Consider the following 22,458-nt stretch of genomic DNA (forward strand, 5'->3'; position numbering starts at 1 on the left):
CAGGATTTGTTAGAACTCTCAGAAACTGATAGGTTGGATCGGCTGTACCCAATACAGCGCGTGGATTGACCGACGACGAACCCAAATCCTCATAACACCCTGATACAATACAGCGCTCAATGGGGTACTTCTCACGTGGAATCACCTCCGTTGGAGGCCAGCGCTTCATCTTCAGTCTCGGAAGTGTCTACCTCGCGGGTGCTATCGGATGTGCGCTCATCGCTGTTGGTGGGATCCATTCGTTCGACGGCCTCTTCACCAATTGCGTGCTACTTGGTGCAAGTGGAATCATTCTCGTATCTGGTGCCTATCATCTCCCACGCACCGACCTCCGCCCCGACCTCTATGCAGACGTCGCCAGTTGGTGTGTCCGGGCCATCGGCGCCATGCTCGGTATCGTTCTGTTTAGCGCATTAACGGGGGGAGTCAACGACCCCATTGCTGGCTTCGTCGTGCTCCCGGCCCTCGCCAGCATTGCTGGGCTTGGGTTAGGGTACAAGGATGCACGGGCCAAAACCCGTGCGTTAGACGCCGAAGATCGCCAGCGTGAACTCGAACAGGCAAACCGAAAACTCGAGCAGGTGAACCACGACCTCGAACGGGCAAACCGCAACCTCGAGCGCTACGAAACGATCGTCGAGACCGTCAACGATGGCATCTATCTCGTGGATGAAGACGGCTACTTCACGCTGGTCAACAGTGCCTACTGCGAGATGGTCGGCTACGATCGCGAGGAACTGCTCGGCAGCCATGTCTCGCTCGTCGTGGACGAAGAAACAGTCGAGAGGGCGTACAACTATCAAGAACAGATGGTTATGGATGAGGAGCAGGAGGAGGAGTCGGTCACGTTCGAAGCTGACGTTCACACTGCGGATGGGAAGACCATTCGGGCGGAAGCCTCGTTTGCAATTATCCGGGACGATGGCGAGTACGAACGAGTCGGCGTTGTACGCGACGTAACCGAGCGGAACAAACGCGAACAGCAACTCGCCGAACAGAACGAACGACTGGACAGATTCGCGGGTATGTTGGCTCACGAACTCCGGAACCCCGTGAGCATCGGCCAGATATACAGCCGAGAACTCCCGACAGAAACGAAACCAGAAGTGAAGGAGTACATCACCGAAGCGTTCGACCGTATCGAAGACATTATCGACGCCATGTTGGTTATCACGCGGGGGAGCGACGCGCTGTCTGAACCAACGCCAGTCTCAGTACTGGAAACGGCACAGGAGACGTGGAGCGAGGTGGACGCCCCCGAGGCGAGAATGGAGGTGACGGTAAACCAGATGATCGAAGCTGATAGCACGTATCTCCGCCATCTCTTTCGGAATCTGTTCGAGAACGCGGTCAACCACGGCGGGGCGGACGTCACAATCACAGTCGGTGACCTCCCCACCGGGTTTTTCGTTGCCGACGATGGGGTCGGAATCCCTCCAGCCGACCGCGATGAGATTTTCGACGAGGGATATACGACGGCAAGCACGGGACCGGGGATGGGATTGGGGTTGACGTTCGTCAAAGAGTTAGCGGACGTGTACGGTTGGACGTGTTCGGTGACGAAAAGTGAGACTGGTGGGGCTCGGTTCGAATTCGAGAACGTGTCGATGACGCAAACTGCCACTGAGTAGCCGACTAGTTCGCACCACACGTTGCTCATGTCAGCTACTGTCAGGTACGACGAAATTCGACGGAGCAATCCGTTTCGGTCTGGGCTGCGGTGAACGCTTTACCGCTCGCGCCCGTTGAACGAGCATGGCCGACACCCTGACCTGCCCGGAATGCGGGAACACGATTCGCTCACGAGAACACCTGGAAGCGGGCCACGAGGTCGCCGAACTGGAACCGAACGAGGATGGACTGACCCACTACGGAAATCGCGACCTGTTCCTCTGTCGGAACTGCAAGCGTCCCCTCGGCGTCGGGCGCTGAGCGACACGACTCTCCATTGGTCTCCTGGACCGATGGTCGATTCTCGACGTCGACGAGCCTCACGGTGCTTTCTTTACCCACCGCTCCGGAGAGAGCGTATGCACGTCGTCGTCAACGCCGCGATGAGCGCCGACGGAAAACTCTCCTCGAGGCGACGGGAGCAGGTCCGCATCAGCGGCGAGGCGGACTTCGACCGGATGGACGCGCTCCGGGCGGCGAGCGACGCCGTCGTCGTCGGCGTCGGGACGGTGCTGGCCGACGACCCGCACCTGACCGTCAAGGACGACGAACGGCGACGACGACGGCTCGAGGCTGGCGAATCACCGTCGCCCGCCCGCGTGGTCGTCGACTCGAGTGGTCGAACGCCGCCCGACGCGGCCGTGCTCGACGACGCTGCCGAGACCTACGTCTGCGTGACCGAGGACGCACCCGTCGAGACTGTCGATGGCCTCGCCGAGCGCGCGACGGTCGTACCTGCGGGAACGGGCCGTGTCGACCTCCCCGAGGCGTTCGCCGCCCTCGAGTCGGCTGGGCTCGAGTCGATCATGGTCGAGGGCGGCGGCGAACTCATCTTCTCGCTGGTCGAGGCCGACCTGGTCGACGAGTTGCGGGTGTTCGTCGGTCCGCGGATCATCGGCGGTCGAGACGCCCCGACACTGGCCGACGGGGAGGGCTTCGTCGGGGACTTTCCGGAACTCGTACTCGAAGACGTCGAGCGACTCGACGGTGGCGTCGTCCTGTCCTGGCGACTCGACTCGGACGCGACTGTGTGATTGGTTCTCGCGTCACTGGCACAGCCAACAGGTATATACCCCACCGTGTTCTGCACCCACCAACGACCGGTGCACGACGTGAGCGCTCTCCGTACACACTCGGTTCGACCCGTACTCGCCCTGTCCCTCGGCGCCTTCGGAGTCTCGGGACTGGTAACTGCAGGAACCGCTTCTCTGGAACCCACGACACTCGAGACGACGCTGGGTGCTGTCCTCGCCATTGTGGGCGTCTACGGCGTCGCGTGCTACGCACGGCGCGTCTCCAGGCCTACGCTTGCACGCCTCTCGATCGGGCTCTGGATCGCGTTCATCGCCGTCGCCGGCCTCCACCTGCCAGGGCTCGAGGCGACCGGCACGGCCCTTCCGGCGCCCACCGGCGGTGTCGTCGCCGGGTTCATCGCGCTGACCTGGGCGACGCTCGTCGGCGCCGCCTCGACGACGACGTTCCTCGCCTTCCAGGAGTACAACGCCGGAACCGACGCGATTCCGGCCGAGGAATCCGTCGTCGAGCAGGACTACGAGTACTAGCTCACTTTTTGCATACTCCGCTCGGGAACCTCGAGTGACGGCTTGGAGGTGCTCCGCAATGCCCCTTCTCTGACCCGCCGGCATGATGAGGTGCCTTCTCCTAACTACAATAAATATAGTAAATGGGTGCGAAAAATATAATTTTGTCCGGGAGTGGCTGGCGACGTCTTCCTGTTAACTGGTGACAGGCTCCTAGCCGGGGGTTAGAAAGCGAGGCACCGCCGACGCCTCCTGTCCTGGCTACCGAACCCGATAGCTCACCGCGATTCCCTCCCCCAGTGGGAGAACCACCGTTTCGAAGTCCGGATCGGCACGAACGGTCTCGAGGTACCTCGCAATACCCCGCGTGTGTTCGTTGACGTCGTCCGGATCGCCACCCTCGACGATCTCGAGGAGTTTCTCGAACTGGATGATCCCCGCTCGCATCGCGTTGTCCGCGACGATCACGCCGCCGACGGAGAGCTTCGGCTTGATGGCCTCGAACGCCTCGGCGTAGCGGTGTTTCTGGTGGTCGATCAGCGCGACGTCGAACGGCCCCTCGTAGTCCTCGACTGTCTCGAGCGCGTCGCCGAGTTCGTAGCTGGCGAGGGCGTCGTAGCCGCCGCGCTCGAGGTAAGACTTCGCCAGCTCGAGTTCGTCCGCGTCCACTTCGGTGAGCACGATCTCGCCGTCGTCGGGGAGCGCCTCGGCGAACCAGTACGCGGAGTAGCCGTAGCCGGAGCCGAACTCGAAGATGCGCTCGGCGTCGGCGAGGCGAGCGAGCAGGCGGAGAAAGCCGCCGACTTCGGGACCGACGTGGGGGAACCCCTCGGCGGCCGCGTACTCGTCCATCTCGTCAAGCGTCTCGTCCGGTTTCGGGCCGGTCGCCCGGACGAACCGGGCGATCTCGTCTGCAAGTACCTCGACCATAGGCGACGATACGCCGTGCTCGAATAAAAGGCAGGGTGAGACGGGTATCCGATCGGCGTACCGAGAGAGCCGGGTTTCGATACTTCCATATACGATCCCGTCGGATCCAAATACATGACGATTAACTGGCACCTCTATCGCCATACCCGGCATGGTTCTCCCAAAAACGTTTCAATACCCACCGTTGACAGCTCATCCATCCAGCGATACGCACACTAACCACACGCAATGGCCCTCCTCACTATCGTCTTCGTCACCGCACTAATCGTCGCCACCGGACTCGTTACGACCACCGCGTTCTGTACGAGTATCGAGCAGTTCCGTCACGCGGTCGCCGACTTCGATCGACGACTCGGCGACATCGCGCCGTACCTCGCTGTGGCGGGGCTCTTTTTCGTAGCGAAACAGGCGACGAACGGTCTCAGTCTCCGTATCTCCCGTGCACTCGGCTGGGATATCACCGACTCGCTGTACGAACTCGAGGGACTGTTCGTCGCCGACCTGCAGTCAGCGGTTCCCGAGCCGCTCATTGGGTTCTTCTCGGCGATGTACATGTTCGGATTCCCGTACCTGCTCGTCGTCCCGCTCGTGCTGTACTTCGTCCACGCCTCGAGTCGTCACCTCAAGGGATTGCTCGTCGCCTACGTCCTCAACTACGCGGTTGGGACGATCCTGTACACGCTCTTTATCGCCTACGGGCCTCGAAATCGAGTACCACGGCACGTCTCCGGGTTGATGTACGACATCTACCCGGAGACACAGACGTTGACGGCCGCGGTGTCCTCCAACACCGACGTCTTTCCGTCGCTACACACCTCGCTCGCAGTCGTCGTCGTGCTGTTCGCCTGGCGGACCCGAAAGACGTACCCGCTGTGGACGTACGTGTCCACGATCACGGCCGCGGCAGTCGCCCTGTCGACGATGGTACTCGGCATCCACTGGCTCACGGACGTCGTCGCCGGCCTCGTGCTCGGCACCTGGAGCGTCGTCGTGGCGACGCGCGTCGTCGAAACCGTCGAGGGCGAATCCGACGCGCCGTCGCCGCTCGAGGACGGCGAGGAGAGCGTCGCCTCCGATCTCGGTGACTGAGGCGATCAGCGTCTCGTATCGGCTCCTACCAGTGACCGATGGTGACGGTCGAACGGGTGACTGGACACCCGACCTCTGGCGACGAACGGATCAGGCGACCGTCCAGATCCCCATCGCGGCCGTCGAGCTCCCGCCGATGAGCACTGGGAGCCAGTAGACGGCCCCACGGAAGATGAGGACGGCTGCGGTGATCTCGGGAAGGGGGACGGCGGTCGTCGGGACGAGCAGGAGGACGAACGCCGCTTCGATGCCCCCGAGTCCACCCGGGAGCGGCGCGGCGCCGGCCAGGTTCGCCAGTGGAATCGCGAAGAGAACGACCGAGACGTGGACGCTGTACCCGACGGCCGCGAACGCCGCGAGGAGGGCCGCCGCCTGGAAGAGCCAGCCGAGAAGCGAGAGGCCGACGATGAACGCGAGCTGTCGGCGACTCGTCCCGACTCGACGGAGGTCTGCGAAGAAGTGCGCCACCCGTCCCGCAATCTCGCGCTCGAGCGCGACTGGATTGAGTCGACCGCCGCCGAATCGACCGGCTACCTTCGCGATGGTCGCCGGAACATAGGCCTCGATCCGCTCTCGAACGGCCCACCCGAGGGCGAGTACCAGTCCGAGAACGGTGACGAGCACGAGCGCACCCGTCAGTGCGTTTTCGAGGCGTTCACCGACGGTGGCGGTCGTCGCGTAGTAGCCGACGCCCACGAGTGCCAGGAGGACGGATGGAGCGACGTTGGAGACGTCGACGGTGGCGATGCCGGCGAGGCCGGTTTCGTACTTCGCACCCGTGCTCCGCGAGATGAGCAGCGCGGAGAAGGGTTCCCCGCCGGCCTGTCCGAACGGCGTCACGTTGTTCGCGAAAACGGCTCCCGCGTAGACCAAGAACGCCTTCCCGACGGTGACACCGACGCCGAGGGTCTCGAGCACGGTTCGGAGCATGAGGCTCCAGGACGCGAGCCAGGCCAGCCCGAGGACGATCGTCGCCGCGACGAACGTCGGGTCGGCCGCCAGCAGTGCGTCGACCACGTACTCGGCGCCGACGACGACGAACAGGACGACGAACACGGCGAGCGCGCCGAACGCGCCGAGGAGCAGGGCCCGCCGACTCCCAGGTGCCATACCTGAGAGTACGGACCGATGCCCTTGAACGTCCTGCTTCGCCTCGAATAGGGCGCAAGTAGCGGTTTTTTGCCGCCTGGAAACGAACCAGTAAAGATACGTCGATTGGATAGCAAACGGGACATAACAGATGAAAGACCAGCGTCTCCTCGACTCACAGTGGGATTACTGTCTCGTCCTGGACGCGTGTCGGTACGACGTGTTTAGCGAGGTGTACGACGAGTACCTCGAGGGCACGCTCGAGAAGCGCCGGAGTACGGGATCGTCGACGCCGGAGTGGGCGTCTCGAACGTTCACCGGCGACCACGACGTCGCGTACTTTTCGGGGAACCCGTTCATCAACGACCTCGGGATTCCGCTGAACGAACTCAAGTGGGGAGCCAGCTGCGACTACGAGTGGACGGCGAACGACCACATCAGCGACGTCGTCGACGTCTGGAAGCACGGGTGGGACGACGACCTCGGCACCGTCCCGCCCGACAGCCTGGCGGAGTCGTTTGCCGAGCACCGCGACCTGGCCGAGACGGCCGATCGGACGGTCCTTCACTACATGCAACCTCACGCACCGTACCTCGCCCGCGGCACGGGGCAGAAACTCAAACAGATCCAGAAGGGCATCCGCCGGCAGGACGAAGCCGACGAAGACGAGGACGACGGGGGCGTCCTCGACTCCCTCGGCGAGACGGTCAGGCCGAAGGTGGAGTCGACACTCGAGGGGAGCGAACTCGCCCAGAAAGCGGGCCTCTGGCTCGAACTCGACCCGGCGGACCTCGTCCGCAACGGCACCCGTGACGCCGCAATGGCCCTCTACGAGGAGAACCTGCGAATCGCCCTCGAGTCCGTCGCGGCCCTCGTCCCGGAACTCGAGGGACGAGTCGTCGTCACCGCCGATCACGGGGAAGCGTTCGGTGAGGAGGGCGTCTGGGAGCATCACATCGAAACACACATTCCGGCGCTCGTGGAGGTACCGTGGCTCGTCCTCGAGTGAGTCGACGGGACGGTCCGTCGGCGGGGACGAACCAGTTGCCACCAAACGGGTCGGCAACGAGAGGTGACGTCGCGTGAAGGTTTCCCACTACTTCGAGTTCGAAGAGCACGTTACGGGCGGCATCCGGGAGTCGGTCGCCCACCAGCGCAAGATGCTGGATCGACTCGACGTCGCGTACACGACCGAGCCCCGACTCGACGTCGACGTGTTTCACTGCAACCTCATGGGGCCGCGGTCGGTCTGGTACGCCCGGCGCGCTCGATCGAGGGGAGTTCCGGTCGTCGCCAACACCCACGTCACCGCCGAAGACTTCGGCGACAGCTTCCGGTTCACCAACGCGCTGGCGAAGCCACTGCGGCCGTACCTCGAGCGGGCCTACGGCCTGGCCGACGCGCTCGTCTGCCCCTCGGCGTACAACCAGGCTCTGATCGAGTCGTACGCCGACGTACCGACGACCGTCATCTCCAACGGCGTCGACGTCGAGAAACTCGAGGGATTCGAGTCGCTCGAGGAGACCTACCGGGAGCGCTACGACCTCGAGCCTCCCGTCGTCTTCCTCGTCGGTCACGTCATCAAGCGCAAGGGGCTCGAGACGTTCGTCGAGACGGCGCGGCGGCTTCCGGACGTCGACTTCGTCTGGTTTGGCCCCGTCGATCGCTCGCTGAAGGGTCGGGAGACGCTCCGTCTCGTCGACGAGGCCCCGTCGAACTGCACGTTCACCGGCTACGTCGAAGACATCCGCGGCGCGTTCGCGGCGGGCGACGTCTTCTTCTTCCCGACCCACGAGGAGAACGAGGGTATCGCCCTGCTTGAGGCGATGGCGGCCGGCAAGCCCGTCGTCGTCCGCGACATCGAGACGTTCTCGTGGCTCGAGGACGGCGAGGACTGCCTGAAAGTCGACACGAACGGCACCGAGGGCGAGGGATTCGAGACGGCGATCGAACGGCTTCGCGATCCCGACGTCCGTCAGCGGCTGGGTGAAAACGCCGCGAACCGAAGCGAGGCGTTCTCGCTCTCGGCGGTCGCCAGTCGCTACGAGACTCTGTACGCGGAGGTGACCTGAATGAAGATCGGCTTCTTCACCGATAGCTACTTCCCCGGGATCGACGGCGTCACGTACACGATCGACCTCTGGCGGGCGGAACTCGAGGCGAAGGGACACGAGGTGTACGTCGTGTATCCGGACGGCGAGTACGAACCGGACGAGAACGAGATTCCGGTCCGGTCCCTGCCGAACCCGTTCTATCGGGGGTATCGGATTCCCCTGTTCAAGCGAACCTCGAAGCTACCCGATCTCGACGTCGTCCACTGCCACGGGCCTGCTCCGGTGGGCATCCTGGGGCGCTACTACGCCCGGAAGCACGACGTGCCGTCGATCTACACCCACCACACGCCGCTCGAGGAGTACTTCCACCAGAGCGTGAAGTCGAAGACGATCGCTCGCGGCCTGAGCAAGCTGTACGTCCCCTGGGAGAACGCCCTGCTCGGGAGTTTCGACGTCGTCACCGCCTCGACGAGTCGGATCAACCGTGCCGTCGAGTACATCGAACTCCCGGTCGGCATCGACATGGAGTTTTTCCAGCCGACCGATGAAGACTGGTATCCCGATCCGGACCAGACCGTCGTCGGCTACAGCGGCCGGCTGAGCATGGAGAAGAACGTCGACGAGATCCTGCGCGCCGCCGTCGAACTGCCCGACTACGAGTTCGTTGTCGTCGGCGAAGGACCGTACCGCGAACCGCTCGAGGCCCAGGCACCCGAGAACGTCACCCTGCGGGACTTCCTGCCGCGCGAGGACGTCCCCACGTTCTACTCCTCGATCGACGTCTTCGTGACGGCGTCGACGGGCGACACGCTGGGCCTGTCGACGCTCGAGGCGAACGCCTGTGGGACGCCGGTCGCGGCCGCCGACGTCCCGCCGTTCGACGAGACGATCAAGCCCGAGAACGGCGATCGGTTCGCCCTCGGTGACCTCGAAGCGATGGCCGAAGGAATCGAGTCCTGTCTCGAGACCGACCGCGATACCCGGGCGGCCGTCGAGCGCTACGCCATCGACCGGACGCTCGTTCACCTCGAGCAACTGTACCACAACGTGCCGCTGACGACGCCGGCGGCGTCCGCGCTCGAGGATTTGCAGTGGCAGCCGTCTCACGAGGACTGATCGACCGTTGATCGACGGCTAATCGTGGGGCTCTCAGTTGGTTACGGCGGCGGTCGATCCTCAGCGTCCCGAGTGCGGCTCGCTGACCGACCGTCGGCGTCCCGAGCACAGTTCGACACGGTCTGTGCGCGGTCCGCACGCGACGACCCGGGCAATCAGCAATCAGTACCCCTATATGACGAAGGTCGGAACGATTTGCTATGGACGGAAAGCGAGTCCTCGTCACCGGCGGCACGGGGTTCATCGGCTCGAACCTCGCGAACGCGCTCGCCGCGGACAACGATGTCGTCGCCCTCGACAACGGCTTCCTCGGCACGGTCGACAACCTCGAGGACGCGGTCACGTACGTCGAGGCGGACGTCCTGGACGACGACCTACCGACCGACGTCGATGTCGTCTTCCACTTGGCGGCGCTCTCGAGTCGGCAACTGCTCGAGGACCATCCGCGGGAGGGGACGCGAGTGAACGTCGAGGGGTTCGTCAACGTCGTCGAGCAGGCGATGGCCGACGGCTGTGAAACGATCGTCTACGCGTCGACCTCCTCGATCTACGGCGACCGGACCGAACCGACTCCCGAGAACGTCCCTATCGACGCCTCGACCGGCTACGACGCCTCGATGCTCGCCAGGGAGCGCTACGCGGAGTACTACAACGACTTCTACGACGACCTCGCGCTGGCTGGCATGCGATTCTTCTCGGTCTACCAGGGATACGGCGGAGCGGAGAGCCACAAAGGGACGTTCGCGAACACCGTCTCGCAGTTCGCCGAGAAGGTCGCCGACGGCACCCCGCCGGTCCTGTGGGGCGACGGCAGCCAGACCCGGGATTTCACCCACGTCGAGGACGTCGTCCGTGGGCTCGAACTCGCCGCCGAGCACCGACTCGAGGGAGTCTTCAATCTCGGGACCGGGGAATCGTACTCGTTCAACGAGGTAGTCGACCTGCTCAACGACGTTCTCGGGACCGACGTCGACCCGGTCTACGAACCCATCCCGCTGACCAACTACGTCCACGACACCTGCGCCGACAGTTCGACGTTCAGGGACGCGACCGGGTGGCACCCCGAAATCGATTTCGAAGAGGGCGTCGAGCGGGTCTGTCGGCCGTACCTCGAGGCTGACGAGCGCAACGAACGATAGGCCTGAACTCCGGAAAATCGCCGAAATACCCTCAGACGTCCCGATCGACGACGAATTCGGTAAACTCGAGCAACTGCTCTTTCGGCCCCGGTGCCAGCTCGACCGGCAGGTCCTCGATCGCCACCCGTGCCTGTTCCGAGAACTCGAGCGCTCGCTCGCGGGCGTACTCGATGCTCCCCGCGTCCTCCAGGATCGCGAGCGCCTCGGCGATTTCCTCGTCGGTATTGGCTTCCATTCCGAGGATCTCCTCGAGCCGCCCCGCTCGGTCGGCGCCGGCCGTTTCGATGGCGTGTAACACCAGTAGCGTCTTCTTTCCCTCGCGAATGTCGTTGCCGAACTCCTTGCCGAACTCGCCGGCCCGCCCCAGCGAGTGCTCGACGTCGAGGATGTCGTCGCCGATCTGGAACGCGATGGCCGTCAGTTCGGCGTACTGGGCCAGCCCTTCCTCGACGGTCGTCGACTGACCGGTGACGATCGCTGCCAGCCGAGCGACGATCCGGCTCAGACACCCGGTCTTGCAGGCGCACATCTCGAGGTACTGCTCGGTCGAGATGCGGACGCCGCGTTCGTTGTGCCAGCAGATGTCCATCCCCTGTCCGAGGTGGGTCCGGTTGAGTTCGTACAGCAGCATCTCGTAGGCTCGAAGCCGCGTTTCTGGGCCGAGATTGGCGGGATCGTGCGTCAGGATCTTCAGCGGGAGAAAGTACATCGCGTTGCCGGCGTTCAGGGCGACGTCCTCGCCGTGGACGTGGTGGAGCGCCGGTTCGCCGCGTCGAATCGACGCTCCGTCCTCGACGTCGTCGACGATGATCGTTCCGTTGTGGAGGATCTCGGGAATGCAGGCGTAGGGGAGGTACGCCTCGGGGTCCTCGCCGAGCGCCTCGACGAACACCAGAAACAGGACGGCTCGCCATCGTTTGCCGCCACGATCGAGGAGATCCCAGAGCGGATCGGCGAGCGCGCGCTGGATCCCCTCCGGATCGTACGCGAACGTCGGCTCACCGAAGAACGCCTCGAGGTTGTCGCCGTCGACCTCCCGTGGGAGTATCTCGGCGATGGCGTCGTCTATCACCGGCCGCCACTCGGCAAGCGCCTCTCGCATACGTCCCACGCTCGCCGGGCGGCGACAAAAAGCTTCAGTTTCTGATGAAATGACCGCCGTCCGGGCGGTGTACGCGGGGGAGGGGAGGTGGGAAGGGATGACCGTCGCTCGTACGAGTCCGGCGACTCGCACTCGCGCGACGACAGTCGCCGGGACGACGCCGACGCACCCCGCTACTCGAGTCCCTCGGCGTAGGCGACGTCGGCCTCGGTTGCCTCCGGGTGCCGACCATCGAGCGGAAGTTTCCACCCATCGAGGACCGACGGGTCGTTCTGCGCGTTCGTCAACGTAGTCCGGACCTCGAGCAGGTCGACGCCGTAGAAGTCGTTCGGGACGCCGTGGAGGTACTGGAGTGCGGTGGCGAACAGGCTTCGCATCCCGTCGTCGTCCTCGAAGTCGACGTGCTTGTAGACACCGGCGGCGACCTGTACCATGCCGTGGAGGAACTGGCTCTCGACCGTTCCGCGGCCGTAGTTGTACCACTCGTCCTCGAAACAGTCGTGGCTCGCGTGGTAGTCGCCGGCGTTGAACAGTCGGACGCCGTGAACCGTCGCCCGCCGGAGCGTTCCGTGCTCCCAGCGCTCGAGTTCGGGCCGCCAGCCCGTCGGCGCGCTCGATTCCGACGGCGGGTCCACGTCGGGGGCTCGTGTGTGTTCGTCCACAGGCGGATAGAGGAGGGGCAGGGTAAAACGTCTTGGCGCCTCCGCGCGAACCGCCGAGCCGTTCCCGGGGTCGTAGATTGGCCGGAGCGCTTATAGGATTCGATTGACGAATGGGAGTAATGATCTATCCGTCGCAACGGTGTGTGGCGTGTGGCGAACGGCTGTTCGCCCACGTCGACGGCGGGGTCGTGTGTCACAATTGCGGGGCCCGGTACGACCAGGACGAATCCGACGGACGGGGCGAGTCCTCCGACGGTCCTTCGTCCCCCGACTCCGGGGGGTCCCGAGGGGGCGAGACGGAACTCGTCGTTGAGGCCGTCTCGCACATCGACCCACCCGAACCGGCTGAGCGCGCCCACGAACGGGACGACGAACGTCGCCGCCCCGCGACGCCGATTCTCCTCGAGACGCCGTCGTCCTGAGTCGTTCCCGGGTTCCGCACGAGGCGGGGTGCCGCACTCGTCTTCTGCCGTACGTATCGTTCTGTTCGGCGATACATTGCTGTCGCCGCCGGCCGATTCCCGCGACGTACCGCCGTCACTGTCACCGTCGATCGTCTCTCCGCGGGTCGTGGTTCAACTCGTCGGCCTCGCCGCGAGCACTCGCCAGGTAGATCGCGCTGTTGACGAGGCCGATGTGGCTGAACGCCTGCGGGAAATTGCCGAGGAGCTCGCCGGTCTCGGGTTCGATTCGCTCCGACAGCAACCCGAGCGGCGAGGCGTGCTCGAGCACGGTGTGGAAGATGTCCTCGGCCGCGTCGACCCGGCCGGCTAGCACGAGCGCGTCGACGAGCCAGCAGGTGCAGAAGACGAACGTCCCGTGGACGTCGGGGACGGCCTCGCTCCCCTTCGTTCGGTAGACCAGCCCCTCGTCGGTCGCGAGCTCATCCAGGACGGTGTCGAGCGTCGACGTCACCCGGGGGTCGTCCGGCGGGAGGAACCCGTACAGCGGGATCAGGAGACAGGACGCGTCGAGTGCGGTGTCCGTATCGAAGTGCTGGACGAACGACCCCGCGCGCTCGCTGTAGCCGTGCTCGAGGATCGCCTCGCGGACTGCCTGGCGCTCCGATCGCCACCGCTCGAGGGGCGCCTCGACGTCGTGGTCCTCGGCGAGCGTGATCCCCCGCTCGAGGGCGACCCAGCAGAGGAGCTTCGAGTGTACGTAGTGACGCTGCTCGTCGCGATACTCCCAGATGCCGTGATCGGGCTCCGACCAGACGGAGCACACGTGATCGACCAGCGCTTCGATCGCTGCCCACTCGTCCTCGTCGAGGTCGCCGTCGCGGACGAGCGTCTCGTAAATCGCCTGCACGATGGCGCCGTAGATGTCGTGCTGGTTTTGCGTCGCGGCCGCGTTCCCGACTCGAATCGGCGTCGAATGGCGATACCCCGAGAGCTCCTCGAGTTCGTGCTCGGTGAGGTCCGTCTCGCCGTGGACGCCGTAGACGGGTTGCATCTCGCCCGGCGGCTCGGTGACGATGTCCCGGAACCACTCGAAGTAATCGCGGGCCTCCTCGTCTCGTCCCAGGTTGTGCAGGGCCTGTACCGTGAACTTCGCGTCGCGGATCCAGTTGTACCGGTAGTCCCAGTTGCGATCGGTGCCGTACTTCTCCGGGAGCGACGTCGTCGCCGCGGCGTAGATGCCGCCCGTCTCCTCGTTGATCAGGAGTTTGAGCACCAGTCCCGACCGGAGGACGTACTCGCCCCAGGGGGTACCGTCGACGAGCGGGGCCGCGTCGTCGATCAGCGAGTCCGTCCAGGATTGCCAGTAGTCGACGGTCGACTCGAGCGCGTTTCGACACGAGGCGGTCGACGCTGGTTCCTGTCTCTGTGCCTCTTTTCCTTCCCCTTCGCCGTCGCGCTCGCCTATCCCGTACCGGAGACAGAACCAGACCTCGTCGTCCGCGACCAGCGATCGCGTGCCGACGACGCGATCCTCGAGCGCGTTCGGTTCGAACTCGCCACAGACCTCGAGGACGAGGTCGTCCTGGCGCTCGATCCAGTCGGGGCTCGTACTCGAGTCGCCGGTCGCTACGTAGCCGGTCTCCGTCCGGGAGACGGTCGTCGGCGCCTGGCCGTACTCGAACCGCGGCTCGAACTCGAGTTCGACGGTGAGCGTCCCGTCCGTGCACCGGACGCGTCGGTAGATTGCACGCTGGTCTCGGTCGGCGTGCTTCTGATCGCCATCGTTTTCGTGATCGTCGTTACCCCAAACCGGCATGAAGTCCGTAACCTCGAGCGTCCCCGAGCGCGTCGAGAACGTGGTCTCGAGGACGTTCGTCCGGTCGCGGTAAGCCTGTTGGACCTCGTAGCTGTCCGTCGGCCTGACGGCGAAGTGACCGCCGCGTTCGTCGTCGAGCAGGCGGGCGAACACGCTCGGTCCCGCGGCGTGGGGAAAACAGCACCAGTCGATCGATCCGGATCGATCGACGAGGGCCATCCGGTCGTCGTTGCCGATGATTCCGTACTCGGTGAGTGGTGTATATCCCATGTTCATCTGGTCCCTGCACCGGTCGTTCGTCGAAGCCGTCGCATCTACCCGACCCGTTCCACGACGTCGTGGATAAACGTGGCTCCTGAAATGTCTGCCCGACCGTGCACGGCACGGGAACGGTTTCGACCGCCTTCCGTATGCGTCCCCGACTTATACGGTCACCCTCGTTGAAACCGCACTCATCTCGAGACGGTTTCCGTCTCCGGAGTGATCCACATGACGATCGGCTACCACGCCTCCCACGAGCAGTTCGCCCCGAGCGAGTTGCTCAAGTACGTGCAACGCGCCGAGGAGTACGGCTTCGAACACTGTCTGGCCTCGGACCACTTCCACCCCTGGAGCGAGCGACAGGGGGAGTCCGGGCACGTCTGGTCCTGGCTCGGCGCCGCCGCACAGGCGACGTCGATGACCTTCGGGACGGTCAACGCACCGGGTTACCGGTATCACCCCGCGGTGATCGCCCAGGCGGCGGCCACCCTCCGTGAACTTCACCCGGAACGCTTCTGGCTGACTGTCGGCAGCGGGCAGCTGCTCAACGAGGGTATCACCGGCGTCGACTGGCCGGTCAAGGACGAGCGCAACGCCCGCCTCGAGGAGTGTGCCGACGTAATGCGACGGCTCTGGAATGGCGAAGAAGTGACCCACCAGGGCCGGGTGACGGTCGAGGCGGCGAAACTCTACTCGCGTCCCGAGACGCCGCCGCCGCTCGTCGGCGCCGCCCTCTCGCCCGAGACCGCCGCGTGGCTCGCCGAGTGCGAGTGGACCGACGGCCTGCTCACGCTCGGGACACCCGACCACGACGCCGACGCCGAGCGCGTCCGGGCGTTCAAAGAGCGAGCGCCGGACAAACCCGTCTACCTCAAAGTCCAACTCGCCTACGACGAGACGGACGAGGCCGCTCTCGAGGGGGCGTACGACCAGTGGCGAACAAACTGTGTTCCGGGGCCGGTGACCCAGCAACTGCGGACGCCCGGCGACTTCGACGAACTGGCCGAGGGCGTCGACAGAGAGCAGGTCGAGGAGAACGTCCGCGTCTCGGCCGACCTCGACGAGCACGTCGCGTGGCTCGAGGCTGATTTCGACCTCGAGGTCGACCGGGTGTACCTGCACAATGTCACCACGAACCAGACGGCGTTCGTCGAGGACTTCGGGGAGCACGTGCTTCCGGCGCTCGAGGACGAGGGGTGAACGAAACCGTAGAGTATTCAAGGGCCACCTGCCTACTCGCTAGCGCGTGCGAGGGTAGCCAAGCGGCCAACGGCGGCGGACTCAAGATCCGCTCTCGTAGGAGTTCGTGGGTTCAATTCCCTCCCCTCGCATCGTAAGATGCGGAAGGTCCTGCGGCAGTGATCTTCCCTCGCAACAATCCTTCGGCTACGTCGTCACGGAGCTACGTCCATCGATTCGAGCCGAGTTCACTCCGGTCCAATCACGCGCCCTCCTCGAGCCGAGCGTACCGGTTTTCGAACCGATCCCGACAGGACGAACAGCAGAAGTGGTAGGCGTCCCCGCCGATCGTCGCCGATTCGCCCTCGCTGTCGACGGTATTCCCACACTCCGCACAGGTCAATGCGAACGCGGTTCCACCGAGCGACGGGCGCCACTCGACGTCGTCCATCAGCGTGACGCGATACTCGAGGTCGCCGTTTCCGAGCAACTCCTCGAGCCAGCGACGGACGTTCCGTCCCTCCGCGCGGGCGTAAAACCAGACGTTACCCTCGGCGGTCACGAAGAGGTGTTCGACCGCGTCGGCGTCGCCGATCCGCTCTCTGAGCGAATCGACGTCCGCGCTCCCAACGTCGACCTGGACGAAGACGGGAACGCCTCCCCTGATCGTCGACCGGTCCACGTCGATCGTGAACCGGTTGATGACGCCGGCCTCCTCGAGGCGGGCGACGCGGTCGGAGACAGCCGGTCCGGACAGTCCAACGGTCTCCGCGATGTCGCTGAACGGGCGGCGTGCGTTCTCCCCCAGGAGCGACAGGATCTCCACGTCGGTTTCGTCGAGCGTGTGCATACTCAGTCTAGCGATTCGTTCCCTAATAGCGCGTCGATAGGGTGCTATACTCGGGGTCCGTACGTGTCCGACCCTACGCGGGAATCCCCTCGTCTGTAGCCGGAGATAATTGCCTAAATACATTATCTATGCACATATTATTTTTGGTGACTTTCAGAAAATGACGACTGTACGTCTCTTTACTATTTTCGGGTGAGGCGGGGTTCGTATGGTTCCCAGACCAGTCGATAACAGATGACAGAGCGTCCCCCCAAAGGAGTAGACGAATCGCCATCCGTCGTGTCGCGCCGGCAGGTTCTCCAGGGAACGGCGGGTGCCGGTCTACTCGCACTCTTCCCGACGGCGAGTGGTAGTGCCAACGAGACGACTGAAGTCGTCGTCCGCGCCGAGGACGTGGACGTTCCACTCGTCGCATCCGATTCCGTCGTCGACGAACTCAAGGCGACGGCCGAGCAGAGCCAGGCCCCCATCGTCGAGTACGTCGACGAAACGGACGGCCTCGCGGTGAAAAGCCGCTTCTGGCTCGCGAACGCGCTCCTCCTCCAGGTCGACACCGGCGTCGTCGACCTCGAACAGGTGACCGCCCAGGAGGGCGTCTCGGAAGTCCACCCCAACTTCCGCTACGAAATTCCCGAACCGGACGTCGGGACCGCCAGTGAGGAGGCGGGCGACGTCACGTACGGCCTCGAGCAGATCGACGCGCCCGCGGCCTGGGACGCGTACGATTCGCGCGGCGAGGGCGCCCGGATCGCGGTGCTCGACACCGGCGTCGATCCGACGCATCCGGACATCGACCTCGAGCCCGAGCACTTCGCCGAGTTCGACGGCGACGGCGAGCAGGTCGACTCGGATCCGCACGACTCGCACTATCACGGTACCCACGTGAGCGGGACGGTCGCAGGTGGCGGCGATTCCGGCACCGCGATCGGTGTCGCCCCGGACGCGACATTGCTCGGCGGACTCGTCCTACCGGACGGGGGCGGGTCCTTCGCCCAGATCATCGGCGGTATGCAGTGGGCCGTCGAGGAAGACGCCGACGCGATCAACATGAGCCTCGGGATCGACGGCTACGTGGGCGAGATGATCGAACCGGTCCGGAACGCAGACCAGGCTGGTACGGTCGTCGTCTCTTCGTCGGGCAACAGCAGGGTCGGAACGTCCGGGTCGCCCGCCAACGTCTACGACGCCTTCGCCATCGGGGCCTCAAACGAGGACGAGGCCATCGCCGAGTTCTCGAGCGGCGAAACGATCTCGACGGCAGACGACTGGGGGCACCTCGCTCCGGACGACTGGCCCGAAAGCTACGTCGTTCCGGACGTGTCGGCGCCTGGCGTGGACGTGACCAGCGCGTTCCCGGTCGACCACTCGAACGGGCCGTACCACGCCATCTCCGGGACGTCGATGGCGTCGCCCCACGTCGCGGGCGTCGTCGGCCTCATCAGGTCGGCGGCTCTCGATGAAGCCACGCCGGAACGGGTGAAACGCGCCCTCGCCGCCACTGCCTGGAAACCCGAGGGCGAGTCGGACGACCCCGACATTCGGTATGGGCGCGGGATCGTCGACGCGTTCGCCGCCGTCGGTCGCGTCGCAGCCGACAGCGGCGTCACCGGGACCGTCACCGATTCCGACGGTGCCCCCATCGACGAAGCGACCGTCACGCTCGACGGGTTCCCGGTCGAGACGAACGCCGACGGCGAGTTCCAGGTCCGGGCGATCCCCGGCACGTACGAACTGACCGCCGACGCGTTCGGCTACACCGCCGACACCGTCACCGTCGAGGTCGACGACGGCTTCCAGTCGGTCGACTTCACGCTCGGCGACAGCCTCGCAATCGCCGTCGTCGACGGCCAGCCCGAGGGCCTCGAGGCCGGCGAGTCGTTCGACCTGACGGCGAACGTCGCCCACGTCGAGTCGGTCGCCGTCGAGCAGGTCGGAGACTACGTCGGCGAGGCCTGGCTCGAGGTCGACGGCGAGCAGGCTGCGTTCGGCGAACGCGTCGACTTCGAATCCGCCCGCTCGGACGAGATCACGATCACCGTCGAGACCGAATCCGACGGCGTCGGCAACCTCAAACTCGAGCACACCTTCTCAGGGCTCGGCGACTCCGTTACCGTCTCGACGGGGCCGACGTTCGTCTACGACGAGCCGGTTCCGATCGGCATCGTCGATGCCGGGAGCGGCTACGCGGCCGACCTCGAAGCGATCCTCGCCGAGGCGATGCACCCGCGATACCGGTTCGACCGGCTCGAGCCCGCGGAAGCCCTCGACGCCGCCGAGAGTCACGAACACGAAGGCTACGTCGTGCAGAATCTGGGCGACGACGCTGACCTCGTCGCCGACTTCGTCGATATGGCCTCGGCGCCCGAAATCGGTGCGGTGTACCTCGACCAGTTCGGCGAGGCGAGCGACGCCGTCTCACAGGTGTCCGATGCGACCGGCGACCCGCGCGAGACGAGCGAGGTCGCCGCCCAGGTGCCGTATCCGATCGCGTATCCGATCGAGTACGAACTTTCGGAAGCGCACCCCGTGTTCGAGGGAATCGCCGCCGACGGCGAGCGCCTGACCATCACCGAACCCGACCCCGTCTCGGTCGGTATCGGCGTGTACTACAGCGGCTTCCACAGCTACTTCGAGGGGTACAGCGGCGGCGTCGCTGGCTCGACGGTAGCCTCGACCGCCGTCGCGTCCACGGAGACGGGTGACGGCCTCGCGATCGACGACCTCTCTCGAGTCGTCCACGCGTCGTCGCTCGGCCTCGGGACGTTCGTCGACCGAGACGCCGTCACCGACGCTGGACAATCGCTCCTGGGCAATCTCGTTGCTCACGCCGCCACGACGCCGCCGATCGACGTCGTCACCGCGCCGGCCGAACGGGTGGCTCCCGGCGAGTCGGTTACCCTCGAGGTCGCTGTCGAGGATCTCGAGGAACTGGAAATTGGCGTCACCGGACTGCAGTTCCTCGACGAGAGCGATCTCTCGCTTTCAATCGATGGAGAGAGCGTCGCCTTCAACGACACGCTCGAGTATGACGCCTACGACGGGACGCTCGAGATAACGGTCGACACGTCCCAACGGATCGGCGAGTTCGCGATCAGCACCCGGTTCGTCACGCTCGGCGACCGGGATCAGGAAGTCGAGACGGCGGCGACGTTCCGGCCGACGACCGTCTACGAGTCGCCGCTGCGCGTCCCGGACCAGGTCGACGACCTGCAGGCGGCGGTGGACTTCGTGCGCGAGGGCGACACCGTCGAACTCGCCGACGGCGTCTACGAGGTCGACGCGCCGGACCGCGGCTTCCAGACCGGCCTGTACGTCGGTACGCCCGGGATCACGATCCGTGGGGTCGACGGTGCGACCCCCTCGATCGTCCACGAACGTGACCTGCCAGGACCGCGGATTATCCACATCGGCGCCGACGACGTCACCCTCGAGAACGTAGAGGCGAACGTAATCGACGGCGAGGTCGATTCGAAGAACGCCATCGGAACCGGCGTGCTTGCCGGTGATGGCACCAGCAATGTGACCATCAGGAACGTGACCGCGGCCGGGACGTTCGGCGTCCAGCTCCGCGAGACGACCGACGCACTCGTCGAGGACGTCACCGCGTTCGGGACGGTTGTCGGCGTCGGCACCGACTCCGGGTTCTTCGGCACCGTCGACGGCGCAACGATCCGGAACGTCACCGTGACCGACAGCCCCGACTACTCGTTCCAGGGCGGCGTGATCGTCAACGGCGCGACCCGTGTCACCGTCACCGACTGTCACCTCGAGCACGAGGACGGCGATCGGGCAAGCGTGGCGCTCTTCGGCCCCTTCGACGGCGGCGATGACTGCCGCATCGCGAACAACACGATCGTCGGCCCCGACGAGGAACCCTACTCGGACGACCGGAACAACGGCATCTACGTCGACGGCGTCGACGTCGTGGTCGAGGACAATCACGTCGTCGACTCCCACACGGGGATTCGCGTCGCGGAGTACGGATTCGGTATCGACCCACCAGCGGTCACCGTCGAACGGAACGCCATCGAAAACGCTGAAATCGGCTTCCGGCAGTTCGGCGACACGGCCCTGTTCGCGTTCAACGACGTCGAGGCCGCGACCGGTCTCGACCTCGGACCCGGCTACTTCGGCCTCGACGCCGACGCGGTTCTGGCGCGGTACAACGACCTCTCTGCCACCGACCTGCCGTTCCGCGGTGAGCCCGGCGACGGGTGGAACGCGCCCGAGGGTCCGTTCGACTGTCGCGAGAACTATCTCGGTGACCGAAGTTTCGGCGACACGCTCGTAGATGGCGACGTCGCGTACGATCCCTACCTGACCGTGCCGCCAGCAGACCTCGAGTCGGGTGCCGTGGATGCAGGAGCCCTCGCCGTCGACGCACTCGAACCGACGGAAATCGCGACAGACCTGTACCTCGATCCTGGCGGGTCGTACGCCATCGGCTTCCCGGGCCCGACCGATCAGACGATCTACGACGTGCTCGGTGTCGACGGGTACGGCGAGTTCGCCGGCGAGATCGAGATGTGGAACCACGACGCCGGCAACTGGAAGTCCATCACTGGCGACGGGAGCCTGCAGTACGCCGATACGCTCTACGCGTTCAGGGTTACGCCGGAGGAAGGCGTGCGCGCCGAGGTCCACTTCCAGCGAGCGGACGACCCGCCGGTCGGACCTGACGGGACGCCGCCGGGCCACCGCGATTCCAACGTCGAGAAAACCCGCCTCCAGGAGGGCTGGAATTTCGTCGCTGCGCCGACGTATGGCGACGAGGGAGACGTCTTTGAGATGGACGTCGTCGACTCGATCGACGACTCGCTGCACGCACCCGGCGGGCAGATCGGTGACGGCCAGAAGACAGCCTTCACCGGCTACCTGGTCGAGGCGACGGACGATCACTGGCTGGACGCCGGGATCACGGCGTACGACCCGACGATGACGGAACTCTACGAAGGGCTCGGTCTCGACCCGCAGATTCACGCGGATCCCGGCCCCTCGACTGATGCCGGTGGGATGGATCGGACGCTCGAGAGCGTCCTCGAGGCCCCCGGTGACGAGGAGACTACCGTCGAGCGGGTAGCCGCCTTCGTCACGGAACGGCTCGCGACTGTCGACTTGGACGCCGACCTGGACGACGTACTCGAGGAGTTCTCGACGACGGCGGAGGCGACGGCCGCCGAGGCCCCGTCGGCGCACGCCGACCTCGTGGCGGAAGCGACGGATCTCGCGGCCGAGCGGGCCGTCCAGACGCTGATCCAGGCCGAGTTCCACGACGAGGAGGGTGACGAAACGGACCCCGATCGAACCGTAGAGTCACACGCGGAGAAACGCGGGGGTTCGACGCTCTCGGGGATGCGACGGTCGGTCGCCACCGACGACTGAGGACCCGATTAACCGGGTCACTGCGGTGACTCCAATCGAACGAATCACCGCGGTGACCTCAGTCGAACCGCAGTCCACGGTAGCCTCCGTTGGTGCCGACACCGAGTCGCTCGTCGGTCCCGACGACGGCGCGGTTTTGTTGCTCCCTGTGCATTGGAGCGCGTTCACCCCAC

At 65.1% G+C, this 22,458-nt stretch carries 18 protein-coding genes and 1 tRNA gene; 13 read left to right on the forward strand and 6 right to left on the reverse strand.

Annotation, left to right across the window (positions count from 1 at the left end):
* The first annotated feature begins 119 nt into the window (after positions 1-119).
* From ACFQO4_RS17335 to ACFQO4_RS17350, 4 genes are all read left to right on the forward strand, one after another.
* Positions 120-1,631, forward strand: coding sequence for a PAS domain S-box protein (locus ACFQO4_RS17335; protein ID WP_500262113.1), 1,512 nt, complete (start codon positions 120-122; stop codon positions 1,629-1,631).
* 124 nt (positions 1,632-1,755) lie between these two features.
* On the forward strand, positions 1,756-1,932 hold the full coding sequence (locus ACFQO4_RS17340; RefSeq protein WP_500262114.1) for a hypothetical protein: 177 nt from the start codon (positions 1,756-1,758) through the stop codon (positions 1,930-1,932).
* A 98-nt stretch (positions 1,933-2,030) separates the two neighbouring features.
* The gene (locus ACFQO4_RS17345) at positions 2,031-2,705 is read left to right on the forward strand and encodes a 2,5-diamino-6-(ribosylamino)-4(3H)-pyrimidinone 5'-phosphate reductase (RefSeq protein WP_500262115.1); all 675 of its coding nucleotides are present in this window, start codon (positions 2,031-2,033) and stop codon (positions 2,703-2,705) included.
* Positions 2,706-2,783: 78 nt separating this feature from the next.
* Positions 2,784-3,233, forward strand: coding sequence for a hypothetical protein (locus ACFQO4_RS17350; protein ID WP_500262116.1), 450 nt, complete (start codon positions 2,784-2,786; stop codon positions 3,231-3,233).
* 240 nt (positions 3,234-3,473) lie between these two features.
* On the opposite strand, the gene ACFQO4_RS17355 is transcribed toward ACFQO4_RS17350, so the two are convergent.
* A complete protein-coding gene (locus ACFQO4_RS17355) occupies positions 3,474-4,142 on the reverse strand; it encodes an O-methyltransferase (protein WP_500262117.1) in 669 nt (222 codons plus the stop codon).
* A 228-nt stretch (positions 4,143-4,370) separates the two neighbouring features.
* Between ACFQO4_RS17355 and ACFQO4_RS17360 the strand changes: the two genes are divergently transcribed.
* A complete protein-coding gene (locus ACFQO4_RS17360) occupies positions 4,371-5,231 on the forward strand; it encodes a phosphatase PAP2 family protein (protein ID WP_500262118.1) in 861 nt (286 codons plus the stop codon).
* Positions 5,232-5,321: 90 nt separating this feature from the next.
* On the opposite strand, the gene ACFQO4_RS17365 is transcribed toward ACFQO4_RS17360, so the two are convergent.
* Positions 5,322-6,341, reverse strand: a complete 1,020-nt coding sequence (locus tag ACFQO4_RS17365; protein ID WP_500262119.1) for a lysylphosphatidylglycerol synthase transmembrane domain-containing protein — start codon at positions 6,339-6,341, stop codon at positions 5,322-5,324.
* Between the two features lie 130 nt (positions 6,342-6,471).
* Here ACFQO4_RS17365 and ACFQO4_RS17370 point away from each other — a divergent pair, with 130 nt between their 5' ends.
* The 4 genes from ACFQO4_RS17370 (at position 6,472) to ACFQO4_RS17385 (ending at position 10,629) form a co-directional block, all read left to right on the forward strand.
* The gene (locus tag ACFQO4_RS17370; RefSeq protein WP_500262120.1) at positions 6,472-7,329 is read left to right on the forward strand and encodes a hypothetical protein; all 858 of its coding nucleotides are present in this window, start codon (positions 6,472-6,474) and stop codon (positions 7,327-7,329) included.
* 73 nt (positions 7,330-7,402) lie between these two features.
* On the forward strand, positions 7,403-8,392 hold the full coding sequence (locus ACFQO4_RS17375) for a glycosyltransferase family 4 protein (RefSeq protein ID WP_500262121.1): 990 nt from the start codon (positions 7,403-7,405) through the stop codon (positions 8,390-8,392).
* On the forward strand, positions 8,393-9,490 hold the full coding sequence (locus ACFQO4_RS17380; RefSeq protein WP_500262122.1) for a glycosyltransferase: 1,098 nt from the start codon (positions 8,393-8,395) through the stop codon (positions 9,488-9,490).
* A 200-nt stretch (positions 9,491-9,690) separates the two neighbouring features.
* Positions 9,691-10,629, forward strand: coding sequence for an NAD-dependent epimerase/dehydratase family protein (locus ACFQO4_RS17385; RefSeq protein WP_500262123.1), 939 nt, complete (start codon positions 9,691-9,693; stop codon positions 10,627-10,629).
* A 31-nt stretch (positions 10,630-10,660) separates the two neighbouring features.
* Here the strand turns inward: ACFQO4_RS17385 and ACFQO4_RS17390 are convergent, their stop codons facing one another.
* Complete coding sequence (locus tag ACFQO4_RS17390; RefSeq protein WP_500262124.1) at positions 10,661-11,731, reverse strand: polyprenyl synthetase family protein; 1,071 nt, start codon at positions 11,729-11,731, stop codon at positions 10,661-10,663.
* Positions 11,732-11,904: 173 nt separating this feature from the next.
* Entirely contained in the window at positions 11,905-12,393 is a 489-nt protein-coding gene (locus tag ACFQO4_RS17395; protein WP_500262125.1) for a DUF309 domain-containing protein, read from the reverse strand.
* Between the two features lie 119 nt (positions 12,394-12,512).
* On the opposite strand from ACFQO4_RS17395, the gene ACFQO4_RS17400 reads away from it, so the two are divergent.
* Positions 12,513-12,815, forward strand: coding sequence for a hypothetical protein (locus ACFQO4_RS17400; RefSeq protein WP_500262126.1), 303 nt, complete (start codon positions 12,513-12,515; stop codon positions 12,813-12,815).
* Positions 12,816-12,936: 121 nt separating this feature from the next.
* Here ACFQO4_RS17400 and ACFQO4_RS17405 read toward each other — a convergent pair whose 3' ends face one another.
* Entirely contained in the window at positions 12,937-14,883 is a 1,947-nt protein-coding gene (locus ACFQO4_RS17405; protein ID WP_500262127.1) for a glycoside hydrolase family 15 protein, read from the reverse strand.
* Positions 14,884-15,102: 219 nt separating this feature from the next.
* On the opposite strand from ACFQO4_RS17405, the gene ACFQO4_RS17410 reads away from it, so the two are divergent.
* Positions 15,103-16,074 (forward strand): TIGR03885 family FMN-dependent LLM class oxidoreductase, encoded by a 972-nt coding sequence (locus ACFQO4_RS17410; RefSeq protein WP_500262128.1) that lies wholly within the window; start codon positions 15,103-15,105, stop codon positions 16,072-16,074.
* A gap of 48 nt (positions 16,075-16,122) precedes the next feature.
* Positions 16,123-16,205: transfer RNA gene (locus ACFQO4_RS17415), tRNA-Leu, on the forward strand.
* A 110-nt stretch (positions 16,206-16,315) separates the two neighbouring features.
* On the opposite strand, the gene ACFQO4_RS17420 is transcribed toward ACFQO4_RS17415, so the two are convergent.
* Entirely contained in the window at positions 16,316-16,903 is a 588-nt protein-coding gene (locus ACFQO4_RS17420; RefSeq protein WP_500262129.1) for an AsnC family transcriptional regulator, read from the reverse strand.
* Between the two features lie 234 nt (positions 16,904-17,137).
* On the opposite strand from ACFQO4_RS17420, the gene ACFQO4_RS17425 reads away from it, so the two are divergent.
* Entirely contained in the window at positions 17,138-22,285 is a 5,148-nt protein-coding gene (locus tag ACFQO4_RS17425; RefSeq protein WP_500262130.1) for a S8 family serine peptidase, read from the forward strand.
* Positions 22,286-22,458 lie beyond the last annotated feature (173 nt).

The organism is Saliphagus sp. GCM10025334 (assembly GCF_042663485.1).
In the GTDB taxonomy this organism is placed as follows: Archaea; Halobacteriota; Halobacteria; order Halobacteriales; family Natrialbaceae; genus Natronosalvus.

Bases quoted from the DNA above. Each gene is read 5' to 3' on its own strand.
- ACFQO4_RS17335 (WP_500262113.1), top strand. From the start codon at position 120: ATGGGGTACTTCTCACGTGGAATCACCTCCGTTGGAGGCCAGCGCTTC.
- ACFQO4_RS17340 (WP_500262114.1), top strand. From the start codon at position 1,756: ATGGCCGACACCCTGACCTGCCCGGAATGCGGGAACACGATTCGCTCA.
- ACFQO4_RS17345 (WP_500262115.1), top strand. From the start codon at position 2,031: ATGCACGTCGTCGTCAACGCCGCGATGAGCGCCGACGGAAAACTCTCC.
- ACFQO4_RS17355 (WP_500262117.1), bottom strand. From the start codon at position 4,142: ATGGTCGAGGTACTTGCAGACGAGATCGCCCGGTTCGTCCGGGCGACC.
- ACFQO4_RS17360 (WP_500262118.1), top strand. From the start codon at position 4,371: ATGGCCCTCCTCACTATCGTCTTCGTCACCGCACTAATCGTCGCCACC.
- ACFQO4_RS17365 (WP_500262119.1), bottom strand. From the start codon at position 6,341: ATGGCACCTGGGAGTCGGCGGGCCCTGCTCCTCGGCGCGTTCGGCGCG.
- ACFQO4_RS17370 (WP_500262120.1), top strand. From the start codon at position 6,472: ATGAAAGACCAGCGTCTCCTCGACTCACAGTGGGATTACTGTCTCGTC.
- ACFQO4_RS17380 (WP_500262122.1), top strand. From the start codon at position 8,393: ATGAAGATCGGCTTCTTCACCGATAGCTACTTCCCCGGGATCGACGGC.
- ACFQO4_RS17385 (WP_500262123.1), top strand. From the start codon at position 9,691: ATGGACGGAAAGCGAGTCCTCGTCACCGGCGGCACGGGGTTCATCGGC.
- ACFQO4_RS17390 (WP_500262124.1), bottom strand. From the start codon at position 11,731: ATGCGAGAGGCGCTTGCCGAGTGGCGGCCGGTGATAGACGACGCCATC.
- ACFQO4_RS17400 (WP_500262126.1), top strand. From the start codon at position 12,513: ATGATCTATCCGTCGCAACGGTGTGTGGCGTGTGGCGAACGGCTGTTC.
- ACFQO4_RS17405 (WP_500262127.1), bottom strand. From the start codon at position 14,883: ATGGGATATACACCACTCACCGAGTACGGAATCATCGGCAACGACGAC.
- ACFQO4_RS17410 (WP_500262128.1), top strand. From the start codon at position 15,103: ATGACGATCGGCTACCACGCCTCCCACGAGCAGTTCGCCCCGAGCGAG.
- ACFQO4_RS17420 (WP_500262129.1), bottom strand. From the start codon at position 16,903: ATGCACACGCTCGACGAAACCGACGTGGAGATCCTGTCGCTCCTGGGG.
- ACFQO4_RS17425 (WP_500262130.1), top strand. From the start codon at position 17,138: ATGACAGAGCGTCCCCCCAAAGGAGTAGACGAATCGCCATCCGTCGTG.